This is a genomic window from Pseudomonas fluorescens, assembly GCF_002022275.1.
GTDB classification, from domain to species: domain Bacteria; phylum Pseudomonadota; class Gammaproteobacteria; order Pseudomonadales; family Pseudomonadaceae; genus Aquipseudomonas; species Aquipseudomonas fluorescens_AJ.
In genome coordinates, this window is sequence record NZ_MSDF01000014.1 from 235,655 (window position 1) to 260,668 (window position 25,014).

Here is a 25,014-nt window from a genome sequence, read left to right on the forward strand (position 1 = left end):
GGTGATGCTATCGCAGGCAAGCCAGCTCCCACAGAAACCAGGTCACCTGGTGGATTTTCTTTGCTTACCGCCCAGCGTTGCGCTCGGAATTACCGATCGACACCTGCGTATTCAACGTCCAGAAGTCATACAACACGCCCACCAGGAACAAACCGCCGGTCAGCAGGTAAATCAGGCCAGTGATCCATTTGCCCTGGTACATGCGGTGCACCCCGAACACCCCCAGAAACGCCAACAGAATCCACGCCACGTTGTATTCAATCGGCCCGGCGGTGAAACGCAGGTCTGCTTCACGGTCCATGGCCGGAATCAGAAACAGGTCGATCAGCCAGCCAATACCAAACAGCCCGAAGGTGAAAAACCAGATCGTCCCGGTCACCGGCTTGCCGTAATAGAAGCGATGCGCCCCGGTAAAACCGAAAATCCAGAGCAAGTAACCGATCACTTTGCTGTGGGTGTCTTGCTGCGAATAATCCTGTCGATAGGTGTTCATGAACTACCTCTTTTGCCCTGATAGATAAAATTTTTCATTTTCTTTGTGACTTTTTTACGGGCGCCCGACGTACGGCCAATGGTATCTTCCTTCCCGCAAAGCCTTATGCCACCTGACTTCTGTCGGACAATTGCGGCGATTCGCCGCGTTTTTCCTGAAGTTGACCCCAGGGTTCAGTCGACAAACGGCCTGAGAACGACACTAAAAGCTGTTATAAAGTTGCGCGCAAACCTAAAAGAGCCACGCCTAATGCGACCATTTTTCAAGACATGGCTAACCATCTGCCTATTAATGCCACTGGCCGCCCACGCCACCAATCGTGAGCAACGTCTTCCTAACGTTAACGGTTTCACCCCCAAGGTTCACAGCACACCCGGCACCGCCAAATCGGTAAAGCTGACCGTCAACCGCCCGACTGTAGTGAACAACACTCACGGCAAGCACGGTAAAACAGCCCCAGGCCTGATGGCCGTCAACACCAAACAAAGCAGCAATGTCCTCAGCCGCGCCGTTAACGTGCTCGGTACCCCTTATCGTTGGGGCGGCAGCAGCCCAAGTAAAGGGTTCGACTGCAGTGGTTTGGTGAAATATGCGTTTAACGACGTAAAAGCGGTGGATTTGCCACGCACCTCCAACGCCATGGCCGCCGGCCACGGGTTGAAGGTTGATCGAAAAGACCTGAAGCCGGGCGACCTGTTGTTCTTCAAGTTGAAGAGCCGCCAGGTTAACCACGTTGCCATCTACCTTGGCAACGACCGCTTTATCCACGCACCGCGTCGTGGCAAGTCGGTGAGCATCGACACGCTGAAGAAGCCGTTTTGGGACAAGAACTACGTGATCGCCAAGCGGGTTCTGCCGAAAGAGCAGAGCAACCTGCGAGTCGTTCAGCGCTGATCTGACAAGCACCCGGCTCCCTCATGTGGAATGCAGTCCAGTGTGGGAGCTGGCTTGCCTGCGATAGCGGACTGTCAGGCAACATCTGTGCAAGCTGACAGACAGCTATCGCAGGCAAGCCAGCTCCCACAGTGATCTCTATACCCTTTAGATATCTGTCGGCACCCTCGCCTTCTCCCGCGCATCCTCCCGGCTGATCAGCCCCTCGCTGACCAACGCCTTCAAGCTCATATCCAGCGTCTTCATCCCCAATGCCCCACCGGTCTGAATCGCCGAGACCATCTGCGCCACCTTGTCCTCGCGGATCAAATTCCGAATCGCCGGCGTGCCGAGCATGATTTCATGAGCCGCGACCCGCCCGCCGCCGAGTTTCTTCACCAACACCTGTGACACCACCGCCTGAAGCGACTCCGACAGCATCGTGCGCACCATGGCTTTTTCTCCGGCCGGGAACACGTCCACCAGCCGGTCCACGCTCTTTGCCGCCGACGACGTGTGCAGGGTGCCAAATACCAGGTGCCCGGTCTCAGCCGCTGTCAGCGCCAGGCGAATGGTTTCGAGGTCGCGCAACTCACCCACCAGAATCACGTCCGGGTCTTCACGCAGTGCCGAACGCAGTGCCGCTGAAAAGCTGTGGGTATCGCGGTGCACCTGGCGCTGGTTGACCAGCGCGGTTTTCGGCTTGTGGATAAATTCGATAGGGTCTTCCAGCGTGAGGATGTGCTGGCGCCGATGCCGATTGAGAAAATCGATCATCGCCGCCAGCGTCGTGGACTTGCCGGAGCCCGTAGGCCCGGTCACCAGCACCAGCCCGCGGGGCAACTGGGCAATACGCTGAAAAACCTCCCCCAGCCCAAGGTTTTCCAGGCTCTGGACCTCGGACGGAATAGTGCGAAACACCGCCCCCATGCCGCGATCCTGCTGAAACACGTTGGCGCGGAAACGCCCCACGCCCGGCAGCTCGAAGGCAAAATCCGTTTCAAGAGATGTTTCGAAATCCTTTTGCTGGTGTTGATTGAGCAGAGGGCTCAACAAGTCCGCTACTTGCGTAGGGGACAGCACCGGCCCATCCAGCGGCCAGACCTCGCCATCGACTCTCAGCATCGGCGCCAGGCCGGCCGACAAATGCAGGTCGGACGCGCCACGGCGCACGCCTGCCGTCAGCAATTCAGTGATATCCATAGGGCTTTCCATTTCCAGTAGAATGCCGCGGACTCCATATCCACGGGTGCATCTTGAATGTCGACGATAGCAGACAACATTGGCCAGGTTAGCCAGCGCATCCGCGCCGCGGCCCACGCCGTGCAGCGCGACGAAAGCAGCATCCACCTGCTGGCCGTGAGCAAGACCAAACCGGCGCAAGCCGTGCGCGAGGCGTATGCCGCCGGGATGCGCGATTTTGGCGAGAACTATCTGCAGGAGGCCTTGGGCAAACAGGCCGAATTAACCGACCTGCCCTTGAGTTGGCACTTCATCGGCCCCATTCAATCGAACAAGACTCGTGCGATCGCCGAGAACTTCGCCTGGGTGCATTCCGTGGACCGCCTGAAAATCGCACAACGTTTGTCCGAACAACGTCCGGCCGACCTGCCGCCGCTGAATATCTGCATCCAGGTCAACGTCAGTGGCGAAGCCAGCAAGTCCGGCTGCACGCCCGCCGACCTTCCGGCCCTGGCAGAGGCGATCAGCGCCCTGCCGCGTTTGAAACTCCGTGGCTTGATGGCAATCCCCGAGCCGACTGAAGACCGCGCCGAGCAAGACGCAGCATTCGCCACCGTGCGCGACCTGCAAGCCAGCTTGAACCTGCCGCTGGACACACTATCCATGGGCATGAGCCACGACCTCGAGTCGGCCATCGCCCAAGGCGCCACCTGGGTGCGGATCGGTACCGCGCTGTTTGGCGCCCGCGACTACGGCCAGCCGTGAAATGGCTGACTTCCATCTGAGTAAGGACCTGTCATGAGCGACACGCGTATTGCCTTTATCGGCGCCGGTAACATGGCGGCCAGTTTGATCGGCGGCCTGCGGGCCAAGGGCCTGCAAGCCCGGCAGATCCGCGCCAGCGACCCGGGCGCCGACACCCGCGCCCGCGTCAGTGCCGAACACGGTATCGAAACCTTTGCCGACAACGCCGAGGCCATTCAGGGCGTTGACGTGATCGTGCTGGCGGTCAAGCCGCAAGCCATGAAGGCCGTGTGCGAAAGCCTGCGCCCAAGCCTGCAGCCGCATCAACTCGTGGTATCGATTGCTGCCGGTATCACCTGCGCCAGTATGACTAACTGGCTCGGCGCCCAGCCGATCGTACGCTGCATGCCCAACACCCCGGCACTGCTGCGCCAGGGCGTGAGTGGTTTGTATGCCACGTCCGACGTCACCGCCGCACAGCGTGACCAGGCCCAGGAACTGCTGTCCGCCGTGGGCATCGCCCTGTGGCTGGAACAGGAACAACAGCTGGACGCGGTCACCGCCGTCTCCGGCAGTGGCCCGGCGTACTTCTTCCTGCTGATCGAAGCCATGACCGCCGCCGGTGTGAAACTGGGCCTGCCGCAGGAAATCGCAAAGCAACTGGCCGAGCAAACAGCTTTGGGCGCCGCGAAAATGGCGGTCACCAGCGATGTGGACGCTGCCGAGTTGCGCCGTCGCGTGACCTCTCCGGGTGGCACCACGCAAGCGGCCATCGAATCGTTTCAAGCCGGGGGCTTTGAAGCCCTGGTGGAAAAAGCACTGGGTGCCGCGGCACATCGTTCGGCTGAGATGGCCGAACAGCTGGGCAAATAGTCGTCCCCTGCAACTGGACCCGATAGGAAACAAACATGCTCGGAATCAATGACGCTGCCATTTTCATCATCCAGACCCTGGGCAGCCTGTACCTGCTGATCGTGCTGATGCGCTTTATCCTGCAACTGGTGCGGGCGAACTTCTACAACCCGCTGTGCCAATTCGTGGTCAAGGCCACGCAACCGCTGCTCAAGCCACTGCGCCGGGTGATCCCGAGCATGTTCGGCCTGGACATGTCGTCGCTGGTGCTGGCGCTGCTGCTGCAGATTCTGCTGTTCGCGGTGATCCTGCTGCTCAACGGCTACCAGGCCAACACCGTGCTGCTGTTGCCATGGGGCCTGATCGGCATTTTCTCGCTGTTTTTGAAGATCATCTTCTGGTCGATGATCATCAGCGTGATCCTCTCGTGGGTCGCACCGGGCAGCCGCAGCCCGGGCGCCGAACTGGTGGCGCAGATCACCGAGCCGGTGCTGGCGCCGTTCCGTCGGTTGATCCCGAACCTGGGCGGTCTGGATATCTCGCCGATCTTCGCGTTTATCGCGATCCAGCTGCTGCAAAGCTGGGTGATTCCGCGTTTGGCGTACTTTGCGTACATGCCCAAAGAGCTGTTCGGTTTGATCTGACACAAATCGAATCCGGGAGCCGGCTTGTGTGGGAGCTGGCTTGCCTGCGATTGCATCGCCGCGGTGTCACTGGCACACCGAGGTGCCTGCATCGCGGGCAAGCCCGGCTCCCACACAAGCTCACTCCCGCATTGTGTATCTGCGGGTTTGCTTGCCGCTAGGGTCCCCGCTCTTTAGACTTACGCCTCATTTAAACGAGAGCAGGGTCGATGCCAGCTGCCTTCCCCCCCGATTCTGTTGGACTGGTCGTGCCCCAAGTGGCGCACTTCAGCGAACCGCTGGCCCTGGCCTGCGGCCGTTCGCTGCCAGCCTACGACCTGATCTACGAAACCTACGGCCAACTGAACGCCACGGCGAGCAATGCCGTGCTGATTTGTCATGCCCTGTCCGGCCATCATCACGCCGCCGGTTTTCACTCCGTTGACGAGCGCAAGCCCGGCTGGTGGGACAGCTGCATCGGCCCCGGCAAGCCCATCGACACCAACAAATTCTTTGTGGTCAGCCTGAACAACCTCGGCGGCTGCAACGGTTCCACCGGCCCGAGCAGCCTCAACCCGGAAACCGGCAAGCCGTTCGGCGCCGACTTCCCGGTGTTGACCGTGGAAGACTGGGTGCACAGCCAGGCCCACCTCGCTGACTTGCTGGGCATTCATCAGTGGGCGGCAGTGATCGGCGGCAGCCTGGGCGGCATGCAGGCGCTGCAATGGACCATCACCTACCCGGATCGCGTGCGCCATTGCCTGGCCATTGCTTCGGCGCCAAAACTGTCGGCGCAGAACATCGCCTTCAACGAAGTGGCACGCCAGGCCATCCTCACCGACCCCGAGTTCCACGGCGGTTCGTTCCAGGAAGCCGGTGTGATCCCCAAGCGCGGCTTGATGCTGGCGCGGATGGTGGGCCATATCACCTACCTGTCCGATGACTCCATGGGCGAGAAATTCGGCCGTGGCCTCAAGAGTGAAAAGCTCAACTACGACTTCCACAGCGTCGAGTTCCAGGTGGAAAGCTACCTGCGCTATCAGGGCGAGGAGTTTTCCGGGCGTTTCGACGCCAACACCTACCTGCTGATGACCAAGGCGCTGGACTACTTCGATCCGGCCGCCAACCACGACGACGACCTGGCGAAAACCTTTGAGCACGCCACCGCCAAATTCTGTGTGATGTCGTTCACCACCGACTGGCGCTTCTCACCCGCGCGCTCGCGTGAATTGGTGGACGCGTTGATGGCCGCGCGCAAAGACGTCTGCTACCTGGAGATCGACGCGCCACAAGGCCACGACGCCTTCCTGATTCCGATCCCGCGCTACCTGCAGGCTTTCAGCAACTACATGAACCGCATAACTTTGTGAGAACGCCATGAGAGCCGACCTGGAAATCATCCAAGACTGGATCCCCGCCGGCAGCCGCGTGCTCGACCTGGGTTGCGGCGATGGCGAACTGCTGAGCTGGCTGCGCGACAACAAGCAAGTCACCGGCTACGGCCTGGAAAACGACCCGGACAACATCGCCCAGTGCGTGGCCAAGGGCATCAACGTGATCGAACAGGACCTGGACAAGGGCCTGGGCAACTTTGCCAGCAACAGCTTCGACATCGTAGTGATGACTCAGGCCTTGCAAGCCGTGCACTACCCGGACCGTATCCTAGACGAAATGCTGCGCGTGGGCCGCCAGTGCATCATCACCTTCCCCAACTTCGGCCACTGGCGCTGCCGCTGGTACCTGGCCACCAAGGGCCGCATGCCGGTGTCGGATTTCCTGCCGTACACCTGGTACAACACACCGAACATCCACTTCTGCACCTTTGAAGACTTCGAAGCCTTGTGCGGCGAGCGTGAAGCCAAAGTCATCAATCGCCTTGCCGTCGATCAACAACACCGCCACGGCTGGGCGAGTAAGCTATGGCCCAACCTGTTGGGCGAAATCGGTATTTACCGGGTCAGCAGCCCTGGCCTGACCGACCACAAGATTGCCGTCTAATCATTTTCAAGAGGGACGCTCATGAGTCGTTTGGCTATTTTTCTATTGACCACCTTGCTTGGCGCCAACGCCATGGCCGCCGACGTTATCGACCCTAACCGCACCAAGGAATTTGGCGACATCACCGTGCGCTACAACACCTTTACCTCCAGCTTCCTGCAACCGGAAACGGCCCAGGCCGTCGGCGTGGTGCGCAGCAAGAACAAGGGTTTGATCAACGTGTCGGTGTTCAAGGGCGTCACCCCGGTGGTGGCGCAAGTGACCGGTACCATCAAGGACCTGAGCGGCAAGAGCGAAGTGCTGACGTTCAAGCAAATCACCGAAAAAGGCGCGACCAACTACCTCGCGCCTTACTCCGTGCCGCAACAGGAATTCAAGACTTTCACCATCAACGTTGAAACCGGCGGCAAAGCCCACGGTTTCAGTTTTGTCCAAGAACTGTTTCCGGCCGAATGATGAACCTCACCCAACTCGTACTCGCCAGCCATAACGCCGGCAAACTCAAAGAACTCCAGGCCATGCTCGGCGAGTCCGTGCAACTGCGCTCGATTGGCGAGTTCAGCCAGGTGGAGCCGGAAGAGACCGGCTTGTCGTTTGTCGAGAACGCCATCCTCAAGGCACGCAATGCTGCGCGCATCTCCGGCCTGCCGGCGCTGGCCGACGATTCGGGCCTGGCAGTGGATTTCCTCGGCGGCGCCCCTGGCATCTACTCCGCGCGTTATGCCGACGGCAAAGGCGACGCGGCAAACAACGCCAAGCTGCTCGACGCCCTGAAGGATGTACCGGACGCCGAACGCGGCGCACAGTTCGTCTGCGTACTTGCACTGGTTCGCCATGCAGACGACCCGCTGCCCATCCTCTGCGAAGGCCTGTGGCACGGTCGCATCCTGCACGCGGCCAGTGGCGAGCACGGCTTTGGCTATGACCCGCTGTTCTGGGTGCCGGAGCGCAATGTCTCCAGCGCCGAATTGAGCCCGGCCGACAAAAACCAGATCAGCCATCGCGCCCGCGCCATGGTGTTGCTGCGCCAGCGCCTGGGCCTGAACTGAAATGACCCAGAACACCTCTGCGCAGCCGCTGATTCACGGCGGCGCGCAAACTCCTCGGGCGGCACTGCCTGTGCTGCCGCCCCTGGCGCTGTACATCCACATTCCGTGGTGCGTGCGCAAATGCCCGTATTGCGACTTCAACTCCCACACCGCCAGCAAAGTACTGCCGGAAGAAGAGTATGTGGACGCGTTGCTCGCCGACCTGGACCAGGACCTGCACGCCGTTTACGGCCGTGAACTGAGTTCGATCTTCTTCGGCGGCGGCACGCCAAGCCTGTTCAGCGCCGCAGCGCTGGGCCGTTTGCTCAAGGGCGTGGAAGCGCGCATCCCGTTTGCCAGTGACATCGAAATCACCCTGGAAGCCAACCCCGGGACGTTCGAGCAAGAGAAGTTCGTTGCATACCGCAAGCTGGGCATTAATCGCCTGTCCATCGGAATCCAGAGCTTCCAGCAGGAAAAACTTGAGGCTTTGGGCCGCATCCACAATGGCGATGAAGCGGTGCGCGCCGCCGGAATGGCCCGTCAGGCCGGGTTCGATAACTTCAACCTGGACCTGATGCACGGGTTACCTGATCAGTCCCTGGACGATGCGCTGAGTGACCTGCGCCAGGCCATCGCGCTGAAGCCGACGCACTTGTCGTGGTACCAACTGACGCTCGAACCCAACACCGTATTCTGGAACCAGCCGCCTGTGCTGCCGGAAGACGACACGCTGTGGGACATTCAGGAAGCCGGCCAGGCGCTGCTCGCCGAGCATGGTTACGCGCAATATGAAGTGTCGGCCTATGCCCAACCGGGTCGCCCGGCACGGCATAACCTGAACTACTGGAGTTTCGGCGACTTCATCGGTATCGGCGCGGGCGCCCACGGCAAGCTGAGCCACCCGGACGGGCGTATTGTGCGCACCTGGAAGACTCGCGCGCCAAAGGACTACCTCAACCCGGCCAAAAGCTTCCAGGCTGGCGCGAAAGAGCTGACTAACGAAGAGCTGCCGTTCGAGTTCCTGATGAACGCTTTGCGCCTCACCGAAGGCGTCGAAGCCAGGCTTTACGCCGAGCGCACCGGCCTCGATCTGGCGAGCCTCGACGAAGGCCGGCGCGAGGCAGAACAAAGTGGCCTAATGCAGGTCGAACCGTCACGCCTGGCGGCCACCGACCGTGGGCAACTCTTTCTCAATGACCTGTTGCAGACGTTTTTGAGCTGATCGCTCTTAAGGAATTCGAATGGATTTGGTACTCGACCTGCTCGCCACCGTATCCCGCTGGAGCCGCAGCAACCTGTCGGAAATTTCCCTGGCCCTTGTCGGCTGTTTGCTGGTGCTGTTCGGCGCGGACATCAAAGGCTGGGTCGAAGCGCGGCTGGGCAGTGTCGCCGGCGCATTGCGCGTGCCGTTGATGGCGCTGGTATGCATGATCGGCAGCGGTGCGGCGCTGATCTACGCCACGCCGTGGATCGTTCGGGGCTTGAGCCAGTTCAATAACTACAGCCTGGCGCCGGTGTTGGTGGTGGTGCTGGTGTTGATTGGCGTTGTGGCAGACCGCCGCTGATCCTGACCACACTGCATAACAACTGTGGGAGCTGGCTTGCCTGCGATGCAGACACCTCGGTGTATCAGTGATACCCAGGTGATGCTATCGCAGGCAAGCCAGCTCCCACATTTGATTGCATTTCAAGCTAGCAGCTGTCAGTCGACCTTCTCGAACTTCAAATCCCACACCCCATGCCCCAACCGCTCGCCGCGGCGTTCGAACTTGGTGATCGGGCGCTCGGCCGGGCGTGGCACGCATTTGCCGTCTTCGGCCAGGTTGCGGTAGCCAGGCGCGACGTCCATCACTTCCAGCATGTATTCCGCGTACGGTTCCCAGTCGGTGGCCATGTGCAGAATGCCGCCCACTTTCAGCTTGCTGCGCACCAGCTCCGCGAAGGAGGCCTGGACGATTCGGCGCTTGTGGTGACGGGATTTGTGCCACGGGTCGGGGAAGAACAGCATCAGGCGGTCGAGGCTGTTGTCGGCGATGCAGCGATTGAGCACTTCGATCGCGTCGCAGTCGTAAACCCGCAGGTTAGTCAGGCCTTGAGTGAGCACGCCGTTGAGCAGCGCGCCGACACCTGGGCGGTGCACTTCAACGCCAATGAAATCCTGTTCCGGCGAGGCTGCGGCCATTTCCAGCAGGGAGTGGCCCATGCCAAAACCGATTTCCAGGGAGCGCGGGGCCGAACGGCCGAACACCTGGTCGTAGTCCACCGGCGCATCGGCCAATGGCAGCACGAACAGCGGCGTACCTTGCTCCAGACCCTTTTGCTGGCCTTCGGTCATGCGACCGGCGCGCATCACAAAACTCTTGATGCGGCGGTGCTTGGACTCGTCGCCTTCTTCCACGGTGTTCGGCGTTTCGTTTGATTCAGTCATCAATGGCTCTTACTTGATCAGACCATCCAGCGGCGAGGAGGCGCTGGCGTAGAGTTTTTTCGGCATACGGCCAGCGAGGTAGGCCAGGCGGCCTGCGACGATGGCGTGGTTCATGGCTTCGGCCATCATGATCGGCTGCTGGGCATGGGCGATGGCCGAGTTCATCAGCACCGCATCGCAGCCCAGTTCCATAGCGATGGTGGCGTCGGAGGCAGTGCCCACGCCTGCATCCACCAGCACCGGGATTTTGGCTTCTTCGAGGATGATCTGCAGGTTATACGGGTTGCAGATGCCCAGGCCGGAACCGATCAGACCGGCCAGCGGCATCACCGCGATACAGCCGATTTCCGCCAGTTGGCGCGCAATGATCGGGTCATCGCTGGTGTAGACCATCACGTCAAAACCTTCCTTGACCAGGGTTTCGGCGGCCTTGAGGGTTTCGATCACATTGGGGAACAGGGTTTTCTGGTCGGCCAACACTTCCAGCTTCACCAGGTTGTGGCCGTCGAGCAGCTCACGGGCCAGGCGGCAGGTGCGCACGGCTTCGATCGCGTCGTAGCAACCGGCGGTGTTCGGTAAAAAGGTGTAGCGGTCCGGCGACAGCACTTCGAGCAGGTTCGGCTCGCCTTCGATCTGGCCAAGGTTGGTGCGGCGCACGGCAAAGGTGACGATCTCGGCACCCGAGGCTTCGATGGCCAGGCGGGTTTCTTCCATGTCGCGGTACTTGCCGGTGCCGACCAGCAGGCGGGACTGGTAGGTACGACCGGCCAGGACGAAGGGCTTGTCGCTACGAACGATGCTCATGGGAAATCCTCGAAATGGGGTGAGGTTCTGCAGAATTCAGGCGGGCGACTAACCGCCGCCGATGGCGTGGACCACTTCGACCTGGTCACCTTCGGTGAGCGCGGTCTCGGCGTGCTGGCTACGCGGGACGATATCCAGGTTGAGTTCCACTGCGACACGACGCCCGGTCAGGTCCAGACGGGTCAGCAGGGCCGCAACGGTTTCACCGTCGGGCAGTTCAAAGGATTCGCCGTTCAACAGAATGCGCATGCCACGGGCCGCCATCGTTTTTAGGGGCCCGCATTCTAGCCCGATTGCCGCTGCGGGCCCAAGCCCCTCGGTCAGATGGCCTGCAAACGCCATGCTGCCAGACCGAGGAAAAACCAGCCGAGCAGGAAGGCCAAACCGCCAAATGGCGTGATGATGCCGAGCTTGCTGAACCCTGTCAGCGTCAACACATACAGGCTGCCGGAGAACAGCAGGATACCGACGGTAAACGAGATACCCGCCCAGCTGACCAGCCGGCCAGGAATGTGCGCGGCCAGCAGCGCGACGCCGAATAACGCCAGTGCGTGTATCAATTGGTAAGTAACGCCAGTGTGGAAGATCGCCAGGTACTCGGCGCTCAGGCGGTTTTTCAGGCCGTGGGCAGCGAAAGCGCCGAGCGCAACGCCGGTAAAGCCGAAAAAGGCAGCCAGCATCAGAAAGCTACGCAGCATGTGGAACTCCAGTCAGACTCGCGGGGCAGGGTCTGTATAATGGCCCGCTCAACGGGTTCGGCCAAGCCATCTCTATGCTGCGTCTCCTCTTCAAACGCTTTCTCAACGTCGTGAAATGGTTTGCCATCGGCAGTGTGCTGCTGGTGCTGCTGTTTCGCGTCGTGCCGCCGCCGTTCACCGCCTTGATGGTGGAGCGCAAGGTCGAATCATGGTTCGACGGTGAGCCTATTGACCTGCAGCGCAGCTGGGTGCCGTGGGAAGACATCTCCGACGACCTTAAAGTGGCGGTGATGGCCGGTGAAGACCAGCGCTTCCCGCAACACTGGGGCTTTGACTTCGGCGCGATCCAGGCGGCGATCCTGCACAACGAGCGCGGCGGCTCGATTCGCGGCGCCAGCACGTTGAGCCAGCAGGTGTCGAAAAACCTGTTCCTGTGGACCGGCCGCAGTTATCTGCGCAAAGGGTTGGAAGCCTGGTTTACCGGCTTGATTGAAGTGCTGTGGCCCAAGCAGCGGATTCTTGAGGTGTATCTCAACAGTGTTGAGTGGGATGAAGGGGTGTTTGGCGCGGAAGCAGCGGCGCGGCATCACTTTGGGGTGAGTGCCAAAGGGCTTTCGCGGCAACAGGCGAGCTACCTGGCGGCGGTGCTGCCTAACCCGCGGGTGTGGAGTGCCAGCCATCCGACGGCGTATGTGGCAAGGCGGGCGGCGTGGATTCGGCAGCAGATGAGCCAACTGGGTGGGGATGGTTACCTCGTGGAGCTGAACAACTCGCGCAAAGCTCCATGGTCCGACTGACACAACCCGGATCCTGTGGGAGCTGGCTTGCCTGCGATAGCGGTGGGTCAGTTTCCAAATAAGCTGGCTGACAGGGCCTCATCGCAGGCAAGCCAGCTCCCACATTGGGCCGCGTTAAGCACATACAAAAATGCCCCGATCTTTCAATCGGGGCATTTTTTATTGCTGTGTTTTAAGCAGCTATCGACAACTTCAGCTTGTTCATCGCGCTCTTCTCAAGCTGACGAATCCGCTCGGCCGACACATTGTACTTCTGCGCCAGGTCATGCAGCGTGGCTTTGTCTTCCGCCAGCCAGCGCTGGTAGAGGATGTCACGGCTGCGGTCGTCCAGCACTTCCAGCGCTTCATGCAGGTTGTGGTTGGAGTTGTCGCTCCAGTCCGCATCCTCCAGTTGACGCGCCGGGTCGTACCGGTGATCTTCCAGGTAGTTGGCCGGCGACTGGAAGGCGCTGTCGTCGTCCGCTTCAGCGGCCGGGTCGAAGGCCATGTCGTGCCCGGTCAGGCGGCTTTCCATCTCGCGCACTTCACGCGGTTCCACGCCGAGGCTTTCGGCCACGCGGTGGACTTCCTCGTTGTTCAGCCACGCCAGGCGTTTCTTCTGGCTGCGCAGGTTAAAGAACAGCTTGCGCTGGGCCTTGGTGGTCGCCACTTTCACGATGCGCCAGTTGCGCAGGATGAACTCGTGGATTTCCGCCTTGATCCAATGCACGGCAAACGACACCAAACGCACGCCCATTTCCGGGTTGAAGCGCTTTACCGCCTTCATCAGGCCGACGTTGCCTTCCTGAATCAGGTCAGCCTGGGCCAGGCCGTAGCCGCTATAGCTACGGGCGATATGTACAACAAAACGCAGGTGGGCGAGCACCATCTGCCGAGCCGCCCCCAAATCCTGCTCATAGTAGAGACTCTCGGCCAGTTCACGCTCCTGCTCGGGCGTCAGCAATGGAATGCTGTTGACCGTGTGCACATAGGCCTCCAGGTTCGCACCCGGGACCAAGGCATAAGCAGGTTGCAAAGAAGTGGTCATACGAAAAAACCTCCGACTCACATAACTCGTGCAGTTCAGCACTGCGAAAATTGACCGGGAACCGTAGGACAAGTTCCCTAAACCACTGATACGGTCAATACAATCGAAACCACATTAATCTGACATTAACGCTTTCAAACTACTTCGGTGCCAACTCGCGTAAATGACGAGCGACCGCAATCCAAGCACCGATATACCCCAACAAGACCGCGCCTAGCAAGAGGCTAAAACCGTCGGCGACCGGCACCCCGGCCAGGGCAAAATCACTGCCGTAGAGTCCGGCGAGCCCGACAACCGCGTCGTTCAGCCAGTCCAGGCCAAATGCCAACACGCCCCAGGACAAAATCCCGGCACCCAAGCCGTAAAGCGCGCCCATATATAGAAAGGGACGACGCACATAGCTGTCCGTGCCGCCGACCAGTTTAATCACTTCTATCTCGGTGCGACGGTTTTCAATATGAAGACGAATGGTATTACCTATCACCAAAAGTAATGCAGACACCAACAGCACTGTCAGGCCGAACACAAAGCGGTCGCCCAGCTTAAGGATCGCCGCCAGGCGTTCTACCCAGACTAGATCAAGCTGTGCCTGTTGCACCTTGGGCATTTCTGCGAGTTTTTGTCGCAGGGCCTCAAGCGCCGGCTTGTCGACTTCATTCGGCGTCACCAGCACCACGCCCGGCAGCGGGTTCTGCGGTAACTCTTTAAGCGCCTCGCCCAGGCCGGATTGTTGTTGGAACTCCTCAAGGGCCTGATCGCGGCTGATGTACTCGGCATCCGCCACGCCCGGCAGGTTCTTGATGTCATCACGCAGCGACTCGCCGTCTTTGGAGCTGGCGTCGATATTCAGGTACAGGGAAATCTGAGCTGCGCGCTGCCAGGAACCGCCGAGGCGCTCCACATTATTCAGCAGCAGCGACAGACCCATCGGCAGGCTCAACGCCACGGCCATGACCAGGCAGGTGAAGAAGCTGCCGATCGGCTGCTTGCCCAGGCGGCGCAGGCTGTCGAGCAGGCTGGCGCGATGGCTTTCGATCCAGGCGCGCAGCAGCGTGCCGAAGTCCGGGCCATCGTCATCGTCATGTTTTTTCTTTTTCTGCGGCTGCGGGTCGGCGGCTTTCGGCGCCACGCGTTCGGAGACTTTAGGGCTGCGGGTAGCACTCATACACCCGCCTCCCCGTCACCGATCAGGCGGCCGCGTTGCAGGGTCAGCATGCGGTGACGCATACGCGCGATCAGCGCCAGGTCGTGACTGGCGATCAGCACGCTGGTGCCCAGGCGGTTGATGTCTTCGAACACGCCCATGATTTCGGCCGCCAGACGCGGGTCGAGGTTACCGGTGGGTTCGTCCGCCAGCAGCAAGGCCGGGCGGTGGACGATGGCGCGGGCAATGCCGACGCGCTGTTGCTGGCCGGTGGACAGGTCGCCGGGGTACAAGTCGGTCTTGTCCGACAGCGCCACGCGCTCCAGCGCCGAATCCACACGCTTGACGATTTCAGCCTTGGACAGCCCAAGAATCTGCAACGGCAGTGCGATGTTGTTGAACACTGTGCGATCAAACAGCAACTGGTGATTCTGGAACACCACGCCAATCTGACGGCGCAGGAACGGAATCTGCGCGTTGCTGATGGTGGCCAGGTCCTGGCCCGCCAGCAGCAGCTTGCCGGTGGTCGGGCGTTCCATGGCCAGCAACAGGCGCAACAACGTACTTTTGCCGGCGCCCGAATGACCGGTCACAAACAAGAACTCGCCGCGCCGCACTCGAAAGCTCAGCTCATGCAAGCCCACATGCCCGTTGGCGTAGCGTTTACCGACCTGTTCGAATCGAATCATGAACGCTCCCGCTCGGCGAAAAGTGCCTGTACAAAGGGTTCGGCTTCAAAGGTGCGCAGGTCGTCGATGCCTTCACCGACGCCGATATAACGAATCGGCAACCCGAACTGTTTGGCCAGGGCGAAGATCACGCCGCCTTTGGCCGTGCCGTCGAGCTTAGTCAATGCAAGACCGGTCAGTTGCACCGTCTGGTTGAATTGTTTGGCCTGGCTGATGGCGTTCTGGCCGGTGCCGGCGTCGAGTACCAGCAGCACTTCATGCGGGGCGTCGGCGTCGAGCTTGCCGATCACGCGGCGCACTTTCTTGAGCTCTTCCATCAGGTTGTCTTTGGTGTGCAGGCGACCGGCCGTGTCGGCGATCAGCACGTCAATGTTGCGCGCCTTGGCGGCTTGCACGGCGTCAAAGATCACCGAAGCGGAATCTGCGCCCGTGTGCTGGGCGATGACCGGGATCTTGTTGCGCTCACCCCAGACTTGCAGCTGTTCCACAGCGGCGGCGCGGAAGGTGTCGCCGGCGGCGAGCATGACTTTCTTGCCTTCCAACTGCAGCTTCTTGGCCAGCTTGCCGATGGTGGTGGTCTTACCGGCGCCGTTGACGCCCACCACCAGGATCACGAACGGCTTGTTCGGCGTGATCACCAGTGGGGCTTCTACAGGCTTGAGCATCGCGGCCAGTTCGGCCTGCAGGGATTTGTACAAGGCGTCGGCGTCGGTCAGCTGCTTGCGCGCGACCTTCTGGGTCAGGCTCTGGATGATCACGGCGGTGGCTTCGACGCCCACGTCAGCGGTGAGCAGACGGGTTTCGATGTCTTCCAGCAATTCGTCATCGATGACTTTCTTGCCGAGGAACAGGCTGGCCATGCCTTCGCCGATGCTGGCGCTGGTTTTGCTCAGGCCTTGCTTGAGGCGGGCGAAGAAGCCGGTTTTGCTGGTTTCAGCAGGAACGGCGACGGGTTCTGGCTCGATAACGGCAGGCGCTGCAACCACCACGGGAGCAGGAACAGGCTCAACCGGTGCCGGGATTTCAACAATCGGCGCGGCTTCCACCATTACTACAAGCGGCTCGACCACAGACGGAATCGGCGGCACCACGTGCTCAGCCTGTACATCCTCCACCAGCGCCACAGGCTCCTCAGCCACCGGCAGTTCCAGCCACGGTTTGTGCTCGGGTTCAGGCTCTGGCTCAACCTCGGCGACCGGCTGCAATACGGGCTCAGCCATCGTCAACACGATCGGCGCCGGGGTTTCAGCGGCGGGTTCGGCTTCAATGACCGGCTCTGGAATCGGCTCAGGTTGAGCCTGCGGCTGTTCGACGACGGTTTCCTGCGGCTTTTTGCGCAGCCATCCGAACAGGCCTTTTTTCTCGCCAGCCGCAGCTGGGTTCTTCTTGTCGTCGTTGGAACCAAACATGGAGGACGGCTATCTCAAAGTGGCGATGCGCCAAGGCGCTTCGGTAAATAAATTCGATGCAGAACAGACTGCTTTAACGCTCGCTTGTTCATGCGCAACATTTTGTAAGGCGTAAATAAGGGCCTTAACGAATCGTTTCAATAAAGGACTGAAGCGATAAAATCGTCGAAAAGCGGAAGATCGTCGGAGAAAACTGACGCCAAATCCTACATTCCTACGACTGGATCCGGGACAAGATGACAGCCGCAGTGGCCGTGTCCAAATCCGATCAGTATCCTAGCACCCTCTCGCCCGCCGACGCTAAGACCAAGCGGGCAGCCCAACAGGTTAAAAAACGAATGAATGCTCTAGCCCGCCGCGCCGCAGGCCTGCTGCTCGGCACAGTTTGTCTGCCCCTTTCAGCCTTGGCTGCCGACCCTCAACCCACCCATGAATTCACCCTGGATAACGGCCTTAAAGTGGTCGTGCGCGAAGACCATCGCGCGCCGGTGGTGGTTTCACAGGTCTGGTACAAGGTTGGGTCGAGCTATGAAACCCCGGGCCAGACCGGTTTGTCCCACGCCCTGGAACACATGATGTTCAAGGGCAGCGCCAAGATCGGCCCAGGCGAAGCCTCGCTGATCCTGCGCGACCTGGGCGCCGAAGAAAACGCCTTCACCAGCGACGATTACACCGCCTACTACCAGGTATTGGCCCGTGACCGCTTGGGCGTTGCTTTCGAACTGGAAGCCGACCGCATGGCCAGCCTGCGCCTGCCGGCTGACGAGTTCAGCCGTGAAATCGAGGTGATCAAGGAGGAGCGCCGCCTGCGCACCGACGACAACCCGATGTCCAAGGCGTTTGAGCGTTTCAAGGCCATGGCCTACCCGGCCAGCGGCTACCACACGCCGACCATCGGCTGGATGGCTGACCTTGAACGCATGAAGGTCGAAGAACTGCGTCACTGGTACCAATCCTGGTACGTGCCGAATAACGCCACGCTGGTGGTGGTCGGCGACGTGACTCCGGACGAGGTGAAGAACCTGGCCCAGCGCTACTTCGGCCCAGTCCCCAAGCGTGACGTGCCACCGGCCAAGGTCCCCCTGGAGCTGGCCGAGCCCGGCGAGCGCCTGCTGACGATGCATGTGCAAACCCAGCTGCCGAGCGTGATTCTCGGTTTCAACGTACCGGGCCTTGCCACCGCCGAAGACAAACGCTCGGTGCAAGCCCTGCGCCTGCTCTCGGCGTTGCTGGACGGCGGCTACAGCGCGCGCATCTCCGAGCAGCTCGAACGGGGTGAAGAGTTGGTTTCCGCCGCCTCCACCAGCTACGACGCCTACACCCGTGGCGACAGCCTGTTCACCCTCTCGGCCACGCCGAACCAGCAAAAGAAGAAGACCATCGCCCAAGCCGAAGCCGGCCTGTGGCGCCTGCTGGACGAATTGAAAGCCAAACCGCCGACCACCGAAGAACTGGAGCGTATCCGCGCCCAGGTCATCGCCGGCCTGGTCTACCAGCGTGACTCCATCACCAGCCAGGCCACGGCCATCGGCTCGCTGGAAAGCGTCGGCCTGTCATGGAAGCTGATGGACACCGAGCTTGCCGACCTGCAAAGCGTGACCCCGGAAGACATCCAGAAAGCCGCGCGCACCTATTTCACCCGCGAACGTCTCAGCGTCGCCCATGTTTTGCCTGAGGAGACCGCTCATGAGTGATCGCAACAGCAGCCGCCTGATCTTCCCCGGCCTGATCGTCGTCACCCTGATCGCCGCAAGCGCCGTGTACTTCCTGCGCCCGAGCGAGTCCGTCGCCAGCCCTGCGCTGGAGAAGGCCCAGTCGGGCAACACGCTGCAATCCCTCGCGGAACTGGACGGCAAGGCGCCGACCAACCGCAAGCTCGACGTGCAAACCTGGACCACCGCCGAAGGCGCCAAGGTGTTGTTCGTCGAAGCCCATGAACTGCCGATGTTCGACATGCGCATTCTGTTCGCCGCCGGCAGCAGCCAGGACGGCAACACGCCCGGCGTAGCATTGCTGACCAACGCCATGCTCAACGAAGGCGTGCCGGGCAAGGATGTGAGCCAGATCGCCAGCGGTTTCGAAGGTTTGGGCGCGGACTTTGGCAATGGCGCGTTCCGCGACATGGCACTGGTCTCCCTGCGCAGCCTGAGCGACAGCGACAAGCGCGATGCCGCCCTGGCGCTGTTCGACGAGGTGATCGGCAAGCCGACCTTCCCCGCCGACTCACTGGCGCGCATCAAGAACCAGATCCTCGCCGGTTTTGAGTACCAGAAACAGAACCCGGCCAAACTGGCCAGCCTTGAGCTGTTCAAGCGCCTGTACGGCGACCACCCTTACGCCCACCCGAGCGAAGGCACGCCGGACAGCGTTCCGGCGATTACCCTGGCGCAATTGCAGGCGTTCCATGCCAAGGCGTATGCCGCTGGCAACGCCGTGATCGCGGTAGTCGGCGACCTGACCCGCGCCGAAGCCGAAGCCATGACCGCCAAGGTGTCGGCATCACTGCCCAAGGGCCCGGCGCTGGCGAAGATCGCGCAGCCAACCGAGCCGAAAGCAGGCCTGAGCCATATCGAATTCCCGTCCAAGCAAACGCACCTGCTGTTCGCGCAATTGGGCATCGACCGCGCCGACCCGGATTACGCAGCCTTGTCCCTGGGCAACCAGATCCTCGGCGGCGGCGGCTTCGGCACCCGTTTGATGAGCGAAGTGCGCGAGAAACGCGGCCTGACCTACGGCGTCTACTCCGGCTTCTCGCCGATGCAAGTGCGCGGCCCGTTCATGATCAACCTGCAGACCCGCGCCGAAATGAGCGGCGGTACACTGCGCCTGGTGGAAGACGTGCTGGCCGATTACCTCAAGAACGGCCCGACGCAAAAGGAACTGGATGACGCCAAGCGTGAGCTGGCCGGCAGCTTCCCGCTGTCTACCGCCAGCAACGCTGACATCGTCGGGCAGCTGGGCGCCATGGGTTTCTACAACCTGCCGCTGAGCTATCTTGAGGATTTCATGAAACAATCCCAGGCCCTGACCGTAGAGCAGGTCAAGGCTGCCATGAATAAACACTTGAGCGCCGACAAGATGGTCATCGTGACCGCCGGCCCGACGATTGCGCAAAAGCCACTACCGCCCCCCACTGACAAACCCGCCGAGCAGCCGCTCGGGGTTCCGGAGCATTAATGGCCAGTTCATCTCGCCCGAAAAAACCCGTCCACAACGTGCATAACGGTGTGGGCCAGCTGCGCATCATTGGCGGCGAATGGGGCAGCCGCAAGCTGAGCTTCCCCGACGTCGTAGGCCTGCGCCCGACGCCGGACCGTGTGCGTGAAACCCTGTTCAACTGGCTTGCGCCGTACATCGGCGGGGCCAAGGTTCTCGACCCGTTCGCGGGTAGCGGCGCGCTGTTTCTCGAAGCGCTGTCCCGTGGCGCGGCCCAGGGCCAGGCGCTGGACGCCAGCAATATCGCGGTGTCCAGCCTCAAGGAACACTTGGGCACCCTGCGCTGCACCACCGGCCAGGTACAAACCGCCGATGCGTTGCGCTACCTGGAAACCCAGCCGGCCAGCGAATACGACGTGGTGTTCCTCGACCCGCCGTTCAACCAGAACCTGTTGCCGACCGTGTGCGCCCTGCTGGAAGAACGCCAATGGCTCGCGCCGGATGCGTGGATCTACACTGAAAGCGAGACCGCGCCTTCCACCCTCGGGCTGCCGGGTGCGTGGCGCCTGCACCGGGAACAGAAGTCCGGGCGGGTGTATTACGCGTTGTGGCACCGTAGCATCGCCTGACTTCCAGGCAAGCAGGCTTATTGTGGCGAGCAGGCTTGCCCTGCGTTGGGCTGCGAAGCAGCCCCAAAACCTGCGACCGTGCTCTGAATGACCCAACGCGGTGCTTTTGATGGGGCTGCTGCGCAGCCCAACGCAGGGCAAGCCTGCTCGCCACATGAAGCCTTGCTCGTTACAGAGATGTCCATGAAGCCTTCCACCGACCTGTTCACCCCCGCCTTCGGCCTCGGCAACCCCCACCTGCAAACGCTGTGGGGCCCGCTTTGGCGACCCACCACTCACATCGAACGCCAACGCGAACGCCTGTGGCTGGAGGACGGCGACTTTCTCGACCTCGACTGGCACGGCCCCCATGACGCGCAAGCGCCGTTGGTGCTGGTGCTGCACGGGCTGACTGGCTCGTCCAACTCGCCCTACGTGGCCGGCCTGCAGCAAGCGCTCGCCACTCGCGGCTGGGCCAGCGCTGCGTTGAATTGGCGGGGTTGCTCGGGCGAGCCGAACTTGTTGGCGCGCAGCTATCACTCGGGCGCGAGCGAAGACCTGGCGGCAGCGATTGCTCATCTGCGCGCCAAGCGGCCCTTGGCGCCGTTGTACGCAGTGGGTTATTCGCTGGGCGGCAATGTGTTGCTCAAGCACCTGGGTGAAACCGGCGAGGCATCCGGGCTGCAAGGCGCGGCGGCGGTGTCGGTGCCGTTTCGTCTGGACCAGTGTGCGGACCGCATCGGCCTGGGTTTTTCGCGGGTTTATCAGAAGCATTTTATGCGCGAGATGCTGGCGTATATCCGCGTCAAACAGAGCCGTTTTCTAAAGGATGGCCAGGCCGAAGGGCTGAAAACCCTGGAAGCTCTGGGCTCACTGGAGAAGATGCGCACGTTCTGGGATTTCGACGGCAGGGTCACCGCACCGCTGCACGGTTTCCTCAGCGCCGAGGACTATTACCGTCGTGCGTCGAGCCGGTACTACTTGGGCGATATCCGCACACCCACCCTGATTATCCAGGCTGCGGATGACCCATTTGTGTTCGCCCACAGCCTGCCCGAGGCCAGTGAGCTGTCGGCTTGCACCGAGTTTGAGTTGCTGGCGAAAGGCGGGCATGTGGGGTTTGTGGACGGTTCGCTGAAGCGGCCAAGTTACTACCTGGAGCGCCGAATTCCCCAATGGCTATTGGCACAACACGGTTAAAAACTGTGGGAGCTGGCTTGCCTGCGATGAGGGCGTGTCAGCTACCTTTTTGGGGCTGACACACCGCTATCGCAGGCGAGCCAGCTCCCACAGTTGGATTGGGTTTACACAGCAGACGAATCAGTCACCCGTCGCAATCTGCCGAGCGGAATCCGTAATCCACTCACTCCACGACCCTGCATACAACTTGCCCAACGGGTAACCCGCCAAGCTCAATGCGAACAGGTTATGGCACGCCGTCACGCCTGAGCCGCAGTACGCCACCAACTCATCCGGCGACCGCCCCTGCAATTGCGCGGCAAAGCGCTGCTTGAGCTGCTCAGCCGGCAGAAAACGCCCATCACTGCCCAGGTTTTCGTTAAACGCCGCACACTGCGCACCGGGAATATGCCCGGCGATCGGGTCGATGGGCTCCACGTCGCCACGAAAGCGCGGTTGGGCGCGGGCATCAATCAGGGTCAGGCCAGGTTGGCCGAGGCGTTTTTGCAGGTGTTCGGCGTCCAGCAGCAGGTGATTGTCGGGTGTCCCCGTGAAGGTGCCAGGCTCGATCACCGGCGCGTCCAGGCTCAAAGGGAAACCTGCTGCGTGCCAGGCCTTGAGGCCTCCGTCGAGGATAAACACGCCATCACGCTTGCCCAGCCAGGCCAGTAACCACCACGCGCGGGCGGCATAAGCGCCGGGGCCGTCGTCATACAGCACCACGTCGGTGTCTGCATTGATGCCCCATGCGCGCAGCTGTCGAACCAGTGTGTCCGCCGCCGGCAATGGATGGCGACCGGTCACGCCCTTGGTCACCGGGCCACTGAGGTGGCGCTCCAGGTCAGCGTACTGCGCGCCTTCGATATGCCCTTCGGCGTAACTGCAACGCCCGTAATCCGGGTCTTCGAGGGCAAAACGACAATCCAGGATCACCACCCCGCCGGCCTTCTGGCGCTCGGCCAATTGTTGGGGGCTGATCAGTTGGGCAAGCGGCATGACGAACTCCTGTGAACAGATTCGGGAAAGGTCCTACTTCACTTCTTCCAGTGCCTGGTTCAACGGCACGTAAAACTCTTTGAACAAGGCATCTACCGCCTCTTTCGCCTGAGGCGTGACAAACCCCGCCTCCAGCACCAGCACCTGATACACCCCGCGCTTGATCGCTTCGGCGCTCAAGTGGGCGGAGTTTTCATTGGTGGTGCACAGAAAACGCACCCAAGACGTGAGGATGATCCAGGCGTTGAGGGTCAGGGCCTCGGTTTGCACCGGGTCCATATTGAGGATGCCGGCATCCACAAACCCTTGGTAAATGGCGCCACCCTGGGTCAGGCAACGCTGGGAAAAGCGCCGGTAGCCGGTGGCCAGTTCCGGGTCGCTTTCCAGCATGTGTTCAAGGTCGCGGTGCAGGAAACGGTAGCGCCACATACCGGCCAGCACGGCTTGCAAGTAGAAACGCTTGTCTTCAACGGTGACGGCGCGACCTTGGGGCGGGCGCAGGAAACTGTCTACCAGGGCTTCGTATTCACGAAACAGCACGGCGATGATCGCCTGCTTGTTGGGGAAGTGGTAGTACAGGTTGCCCGGGGAAATTTCCATGTGGGCGGCGATATGGTTGGTGCTGACACTGCGCTCGCCCTGCTGGTTAAACAGCTCCAGGCTGGTTTGCACAATGCGCTCGCTGGTCTTTACTCGTGATGTCATAGGGGATCAGCTTCTATACACGTGAAGAGGCATCTTACGGTCTATCCTCAACGGGATAAATCCGCGCGTTGTTGCAATGACATTTGACAATTTAGAGTAATGACTCTAAAAATCCAGGCAGACCTATAACAATCGGGAACTGCGCCATGTCTGCCAACGTTGCCTACCTGCAAGATTCCCAGGCGCTGGATCAACTCCAGGGCCTGTTCGACGCCCAACGCCGCGCCTATGCCGCCAACCCGATGCCGCCCGCCGCACAGCGCCAGCAATGGCTCAAAGCCCTGCGCGACCTGCTCAGCGACGAGCGCCAGGCGTTGATCGACGCGATCAGCCAGGATTTCAGCCACCGCAGTGCAGATGAGACCCTGTTCGCCGAACTTATGCCGAGTTTGCATGGCATTCACTATGCCAGCAAACATCTCAAAGGCTGGATGAAACCTTCCCGCCGGGCTGTCGGTATCGCCTTCCAGCCCGCCTCGGCGAAAGTCATTTACCAACCGCTGGGCGTGGTCGGGGTGATCGTGCCCTGGAACTACCCGCTGTATTTGGCCATTGGCCCGTTGGTCGGCGCCCTCGCCGCCGGTAACCGGGTGATGCTCAAGCTCAGCGAATCCACGCCCGCAACCGGGGAGCTGCTCAAGGCATTGCTGGCGAAGGTCTTCCCTGAAGACCTAGTATGCGTGGTGCTGGGCGAAGCCGAAGTGGGCATGGCGTTTTCCAAATTACGCTTCGATCACCTGTTGTTTACCGGCGCCACCAGCATCGGCAAGCATGTGATGCGCGCCGCCGCAGAACACCTCACGCCCGTGACGCTGGAACTAGGCGGTAAATCGCCGGCCATTGTTTCCGCCGACGTGCCGCTCAAGGACGCAGCCGAGCGTATCGCCTTTGGTAAAGCGTTGAACGCCGGGCAAACCTGCGTGGCCCCGGACTACGTGCTGGTGCCGGAAGAGCGCGTTGAAGGCTTCGTCGAAGCCTACACCCAGGCGGTTCGCGGGTTTTATCCGACGCTGGCGGACAACCCGGACTACACCGCCATCATCAACGAGCGACAACTGGCGCGGCTCAACAGCTACGTCAAGGACGCCACTGACAAGGGCGCGACCCTGATCCCCCTGTACGACAAGGGCCAAGACCGGCGCATGGCCCACAGCCTGCTGCTGAACGTCAGCGACGAGATGACCGTGATGCAGGACGAAATCTTTGGCCCTCTGCTGCCGGTCGTGCCGTATCGCGGACTTGATCAGGCGTTTGCCTACGTCAACGAGCGTCCGCGCCCACTGGCTCTTTACTACTTCGGCTACAACAAGGGCGAGCAGAACCGCGTGCTTCACGAGACCCATTCCGGCGGCGTGTGCCTGAACGACACGTTGCTGCACGTAGCGCAGGACGATATGCCGTTTGGCGGTATCGGCCCCTCCGGGATGGGGCATTACCACGGGCACGAAGGGTTTCTGACATTCAGCAAAGCCAAAGGCGTATTGGTCAAGCAGCGCTTGAACGCGGCGAAGTTGATTTACCCGCCTTACGGCAAATCCATCCAGAAGTTGATCCAGAAGCTGTTTATCCGCTGATAGC

Annotated in this window: 28 protein-coding genes; 16 read left to right on the plus strand and 12 right to left on the minus strand. The window is 60.9% G+C overall.

From position 1 onward, the window contains the following. Positions 1 to 64 precede the first annotated feature (64 nt). Positions 65 to 493 carry an NINE protein gene (locus BFW87_RS09265; RefSeq protein WP_078739566.1) on the minus strand — a complete coding sequence of 143 codons (429 nt, stop codon included), beginning with the start codon at positions 491 to 493 and terminating at the stop codon, positions 65 to 67. Between the two features lie 249 nt (positions 494 to 742). On the opposite strand from BFW87_RS09265, the gene BFW87_RS09270 reads away from it, so the two are divergent. Next, positions 743 to 1,387, plus strand: a complete 645-nt coding sequence (locus tag BFW87_RS09270; protein WP_078739567.1) for a C40 family peptidase — start codon at positions 743 to 745, stop codon at positions 1,385 to 1,387. Positions 1,388 to 1,534: 147 nt separating this feature from the next. On the opposite strand, the gene BFW87_RS09275 is transcribed toward BFW87_RS09270, so the two are convergent. Next, positions 1,535 to 2,569, minus strand: a complete 1,035-nt coding sequence (locus BFW87_RS09275; protein ID WP_078739568.1) for a type IV pilus twitching motility protein PilT — start codon at positions 2,567 to 2,569, stop codon at positions 1,535 to 1,537. 57 nt (positions 2,570 to 2,626) lie between these two features. Here BFW87_RS09275 and BFW87_RS09280 point away from each other — a divergent pair, with 57 nt between their 5' ends. The 9 genes from BFW87_RS09280 to BFW87_RS09320 all read left to right on the plus strand — a co-directional run bounded on the left by BFW87_RS09280 (position 2,627) and on the right by BFW87_RS09320 (position 9,361). Further along, positions 2,627 to 3,313: a YggS family pyridoxal phosphate-dependent enzyme gene (locus tag BFW87_RS09280; protein ID WP_078739569.1), complete on the plus strand. Its 687-nt coding sequence runs from the start codon at positions 2,627 to 2,629 to the stop codon at positions 3,311 to 3,313. 33 nt (positions 3,314 to 3,346) lie between these two features. Beyond that, entirely contained in the window at positions 3,347 to 4,165 is an 819-nt protein-coding gene (gene proC, locus BFW87_RS09285; protein ID WP_078739570.1) for a pyrroline-5-carboxylate reductase, read from the plus strand. Between the two features lie 35 nt (positions 4,166 to 4,200). Continuing rightward, a complete protein-coding gene (locus BFW87_RS09290; protein WP_078739571.1) occupies positions 4,201 to 4,788 on the plus strand; it encodes a YggT family protein in 588 nt (195 codons plus the stop codon). Positions 4,789 to 4,997: 209 nt separating this feature from the next. Further along, entirely contained in the window at positions 4,998 to 6,137 is a 1,140-nt protein-coding gene (gene metX / locus BFW87_RS09295; protein ID WP_078739572.1) for a homoserine O-succinyltransferase MetX, read from the plus strand. A gap of 7 nt (positions 6,138 to 6,144) precedes the next feature. Continuing rightward, a complete protein-coding gene (metW, locus tag BFW87_RS09300) occupies positions 6,145 to 6,765 on the plus strand; it encodes a methionine biosynthesis protein MetW (RefSeq protein WP_016972957.1) in 621 nt (206 codons plus the stop codon). 21 nt (positions 6,766 to 6,786) lie between these two features. Further along, positions 6,787 to 7,221, plus strand: a complete 435-nt coding sequence (locus BFW87_RS09305) for a DUF4426 domain-containing protein (protein WP_078739573.1) — start codon at positions 6,787 to 6,789, stop codon at positions 7,219 to 7,221. Next, positions 7,218 to 7,814, plus strand: coding sequence for an RdgB/HAM1 family non-canonical purine NTP pyrophosphatase (rdgB, locus tag BFW87_RS09310; RefSeq protein ID WP_078739574.1), 597 nt, complete (start codon positions 7,218 to 7,220; stop codon positions 7,812 to 7,814). The genes BFW87_RS09305 and rdgB overlap by 4 nt, the downstream gene beginning before the upstream one ends. 1 nt (position 7,815) lies before the next feature. Continuing rightward, entirely contained in the window at positions 7,816 to 9,018 is a 1,203-nt protein-coding gene (gene hemW / locus BFW87_RS09315; RefSeq protein WP_078739575.1) for a radical SAM family heme chaperone HemW, read from the plus strand. Between the two features lie 19 nt (positions 9,019 to 9,037). After that, the gene (locus BFW87_RS09320) at positions 9,038 to 9,361 is read left to right on the plus strand and encodes a DUF3392 domain-containing protein (protein ID WP_078739576.1); all 324 of its coding nucleotides are present in this window, start codon (positions 9,038 to 9,040) and stop codon (positions 9,359 to 9,361) included. 137 nt (positions 9,362 to 9,498) lie between these two features. Here the strand turns inward: BFW87_RS09320 and trmB are convergent, their stop codons facing one another. The 4 genes from trmB to BFW87_RS09340 form a co-directional block, all read right to left on the minus strand. Next, positions 9,499 to 10,224, minus strand: coding sequence for a tRNA (guanosine(46)-N7)-methyltransferase TrmB (trmB, locus tag BFW87_RS09325; RefSeq protein ID WP_017737956.1), 726 nt, complete (start codon positions 10,222 to 10,224; stop codon positions 9,499 to 9,501). 9 nt (positions 10,225 to 10,233) lie between these two features. Beyond that, positions 10,234 to 11,028, minus strand: coding sequence for a thiazole synthase (locus tag BFW87_RS09330; protein WP_015886353.1), 795 nt, complete (start codon positions 11,026 to 11,028; stop codon positions 10,234 to 10,236). A gap of 48 nt (positions 11,029 to 11,076) precedes the next feature. After that, on the minus strand, positions 11,077 to 11,277 hold the full coding sequence (gene thiS, locus BFW87_RS09335; RefSeq protein WP_031320180.1) for a sulfur carrier protein ThiS: 201 nt from the start codon (positions 11,275 to 11,277) through the stop codon (positions 11,077 to 11,079). 71 nt (positions 11,278 to 11,348) lie between these two features. Then, complete coding sequence (locus BFW87_RS09340) at positions 11,349 to 11,726, minus strand: DUF423 domain-containing protein (RefSeq protein ID WP_078739577.1); 378 nt, start codon at positions 11,724 to 11,726, stop codon at positions 11,349 to 11,351. Between the two features lie 74 nt (positions 11,727 to 11,800). Between BFW87_RS09340 and mtgA the strand changes: the two genes are divergently transcribed. Continuing rightward, the gene (mtgA, locus tag BFW87_RS09345; protein ID WP_078739578.1) at positions 11,801 to 12,523 is read left to right on the plus strand and encodes a monofunctional biosynthetic peptidoglycan transglycosylase; all 723 of its coding nucleotides are present in this window, start codon (positions 11,801 to 11,803) and stop codon (positions 12,521 to 12,523) included. A 172-nt stretch (positions 12,524 to 12,695) separates the two neighbouring features. Here mtgA and rpoH read toward each other — a convergent pair whose 3' ends face one another. The 4 genes from rpoH to ftsY form a co-directional block, all read right to left on the minus strand. Then, on the minus strand, positions 12,696 to 13,550 hold the full coding sequence (gene rpoH / locus BFW87_RS09350) for an RNA polymerase sigma factor RpoH (protein ID WP_016972967.1): 855 nt from the start codon (positions 13,548 to 13,550) through the stop codon (positions 12,696 to 12,698). 139 nt (positions 13,551 to 13,689) lie between these two features. After that, a complete protein-coding gene (ftsX, locus tag BFW87_RS09355) occupies positions 13,690 to 14,715 on the minus strand; it encodes a permease-like cell division protein FtsX (RefSeq protein WP_078739579.1) in 1,026 nt (341 codons plus the stop codon). Beyond that, positions 14,712 to 15,383 (minus strand): cell division ATP-binding protein FtsE, encoded by a 672-nt coding sequence (ftsE, locus tag BFW87_RS09360; RefSeq protein WP_003213784.1) that lies wholly within the window; start codon positions 15,381 to 15,383, stop codon positions 14,712 to 14,714. Before ftsE ends, ftsX begins: the two co-directional genes overlap by 4 nt. Beyond that, entirely contained in the window at positions 15,380 to 16,792 is a 1,413-nt protein-coding gene (gene ftsY / locus BFW87_RS09365; RefSeq protein ID WP_078739580.1) for a signal recognition particle-docking protein FtsY, read from the minus strand. The genes ftsE and ftsY overlap by 4 nt, the downstream gene beginning before the upstream one ends. A gap of 338 nt (positions 16,793 to 17,130) precedes the next feature. Here ftsY and BFW87_RS09370 point away from each other — a divergent pair, with 338 nt between their 5' ends. From BFW87_RS09370 to BFW87_RS09385, 4 genes are all read left to right on the plus strand, one after another. Further along, positions 17,131 to 18,486: a M16 family metallopeptidase gene (locus BFW87_RS09370; RefSeq protein ID WP_078739581.1), complete on the plus strand. Its 1,356-nt coding sequence runs from the start codon at positions 17,131 to 17,133 to the stop codon at positions 18,484 to 18,486. Then, positions 18,479 to 19,969 carry a M16 family metallopeptidase gene (locus tag BFW87_RS09375; RefSeq protein ID WP_078739582.1) on the plus strand — a complete coding sequence of 497 codons (1,491 nt, stop codon included), beginning with the start codon at positions 18,479 to 18,481 and terminating at the stop codon, positions 19,967 to 19,969. Before BFW87_RS09370 ends, BFW87_RS09375 begins: the two co-directional genes overlap by 8 nt. Beyond that, complete coding sequence (rsmD, locus tag BFW87_RS09380; RefSeq protein WP_078739583.1) at positions 19,969 to 20,577, plus strand: 16S rRNA (guanine(966)-N(2))-methyltransferase RsmD; 609 nt, start codon at positions 19,969 to 19,971, stop codon at positions 20,575 to 20,577. The genes BFW87_RS09375 and rsmD overlap by 1 nt, the downstream gene beginning before the upstream one ends. Before the next feature lie 183 nt (positions 20,578 to 20,760). After that, positions 20,761 to 21,756: a hydrolase gene (locus tag BFW87_RS09385; protein WP_078739584.1), complete on the plus strand. Its 996-nt coding sequence runs from the start codon at positions 20,761 to 20,763 to the stop codon at positions 21,754 to 21,756. A gap of 120 nt (positions 21,757 to 21,876) precedes the next feature. Here BFW87_RS09385 and BFW87_RS09390 read toward each other — a convergent pair whose 3' ends face one another. After that, positions 21,877 to 22,731, minus strand: a complete 855-nt coding sequence (locus tag BFW87_RS09390; protein WP_078739585.1) for a sulfurtransferase — start codon at positions 22,729 to 22,731, stop codon at positions 21,877 to 21,879. 33 nt (positions 22,732 to 22,764) lie between these two features. Beyond that, positions 22,765 to 23,436 (minus strand): TetR/AcrR family transcriptional regulator, encoded by a 672-nt coding sequence (locus tag BFW87_RS09395; RefSeq protein ID WP_078739586.1) that lies wholly within the window; start codon positions 23,434 to 23,436, stop codon positions 22,765 to 22,767. 146 nt (positions 23,437 to 23,582) lie between these two features. On the opposite strand from BFW87_RS09395, the gene BFW87_RS09400 reads away from it, so the two are divergent. Next, positions 23,583 to 25,010: a coniferyl aldehyde dehydrogenase gene (locus BFW87_RS09400; protein WP_078739587.1), complete on the plus strand. Its 1,428-nt coding sequence runs from the start codon at positions 23,583 to 23,585 to the stop codon at positions 25,008 to 25,010. Positions 25,011 to 25,014 lie beyond the last annotated feature (4 nt).

Coding starts and splice junctions, on each gene's coding strand:
- BFW87_RS09390 (WP_078739585.1), bottom strand. CDS start 22,731: ATGCCGCTTGCCCAACTGATCAGCCCCCAACAATTGGCCGAGCGCCAG.
- BFW87_RS09270 (WP_078739567.1), top strand. CDS start 743: ATGCGACCATTTTTCAAGACATGGCTAACCATCTGCCTATTAATGCCA.
- mtgA (WP_078739578.1), top strand. CDS start 11,801: ATGCTGCGTCTCCTCTTCAAACGCTTTCTCAACGTCGTGAAATGGTTT.
- BFW87_RS09305 (WP_078739573.1), top strand. CDS start 6,787: ATGAGTCGTTTGGCTATTTTTCTATTGACCACCTTGCTTGGCGCCAAC.
- BFW87_RS09395 (WP_078739586.1), bottom strand. CDS start 23,436: ATGACATCACGAGTAAAGACCAGCGAGCGCATTGTGCAAACCAGCCTG.
- BFW87_RS09375 (WP_078739582.1), top strand. CDS start 18,479: ATGAGTGATCGCAACAGCAGCCGCCTGATCTTCCCCGGCCTGATCGTC.
- BFW87_RS09320 (WP_078739576.1), top strand. CDS start 9,038: ATGGATTTGGTACTCGACCTGCTCGCCACCGTATCCCGCTGGAGCCGC.
- hemW (WP_078739575.1), top strand. CDS start 7,816: ATGACCCAGAACACCTCTGCGCAGCCGCTGATTCACGGCGGCGCGCAA.
- ftsY (WP_078739580.1), bottom strand. CDS start 16,792: ATGTTTGGTTCCAACGACGACAAGAAGAACCCAGCTGCGGCTGGCGAG.
- metX (WP_078739572.1), top strand. CDS start 4,998: ATGCCAGCTGCCTTCCCCCCCGATTCTGTTGGACTGGTCGTGCCCCAA.
- BFW87_RS09265 (WP_078739566.1), bottom strand. CDS start 493: ATGAACACCTATCGACAGGATTATTCGCAGCAAGACACCCACAGCAAA.
- BFW87_RS09290 (WP_078739571.1), top strand. CDS start 4,201: ATGCTCGGAATCAATGACGCTGCCATTTTCATCATCCAGACCCTGGGC.
- rsmD (WP_078739583.1), top strand. CDS start 19,969: ATGGCCAGTTCATCTCGCCCGAAAAAACCCGTCCACAACGTGCATAAC.
- trmB (WP_017737956.1), bottom strand. CDS start 10,224: ATGACTGAATCAAACGAAACGCCGAACACCGTGGAAGAAGGCGACGAG.
- BFW87_RS09330 (WP_015886353.1), bottom strand. CDS start 11,028: ATGAGCATCGTTCGTAGCGACAAGCCCTTCGTCCTGGCCGGTCGTACC.
- BFW87_RS09400 (WP_078739587.1), top strand. CDS start 23,583: ATGTCTGCCAACGTTGCCTACCTGCAAGATTCCCAGGCGCTGGATCAA.
- ftsX (WP_078739579.1), bottom strand. CDS start 14,715: ATGAGTGCTACCCGCAGCCCTAAAGTCTCCGAACGCGTGGCGCCGAAA.
- BFW87_RS09280 (WP_078739569.1), top strand. CDS start 2,627: ATGTCGACGATAGCAGACAACATTGGCCAGGTTAGCCAGCGCATCCGC.
- metW (WP_016972957.1), top strand. CDS start 6,145: ATGAGAGCCGACCTGGAAATCATCCAAGACTGGATCCCCGCCGGCAGC.
- BFW87_RS09385 (WP_078739584.1), top strand. CDS start 20,761: ATGAAGCCTTCCACCGACCTGTTCACCCCCGCCTTCGGCCTCGGCAAC.
- rdgB (WP_078739574.1), top strand. CDS start 7,218: ATGATGAACCTCACCCAACTCGTACTCGCCAGCCATAACGCCGGCAAA.
- ftsE (WP_003213784.1), bottom strand. CDS start 15,383: ATGATTCGATTCGAACAGGTCGGTAAACGCTACGCCAACGGGCATGTG.
- BFW87_RS09275 (WP_078739568.1), bottom strand. CDS start 2,569: ATGGATATCACTGAATTGCTGACGGCAGGCGTGCGCCGTGGCGCGTCC.
- proC (WP_078739570.1), top strand. CDS start 3,347: ATGAGCGACACGCGTATTGCCTTTATCGGCGCCGGTAACATGGCGGCC.
- thiS (WP_031320180.1), bottom strand. CDS start 11,277: ATGCGCATTCTGTTGAACGGCGAATCCTTTGAACTGCCCGACGGTGAA.
- BFW87_RS09370 (WP_078739581.1), top strand. CDS start 17,131: ATGAATGCTCTAGCCCGCCGCGCCGCAGGCCTGCTGCTCGGCACAGTT.
- BFW87_RS09340 (WP_078739577.1), bottom strand. CDS start 11,726: ATGCTGCGTAGCTTTCTGATGCTGGCTGCCTTTTTCGGCTTTACCGGC.
- rpoH (WP_016972967.1), bottom strand. CDS start 13,550: ATGACCACTTCTTTGCAACCTGCTTATGCCTTGGTCCCGGGTGCGAAC.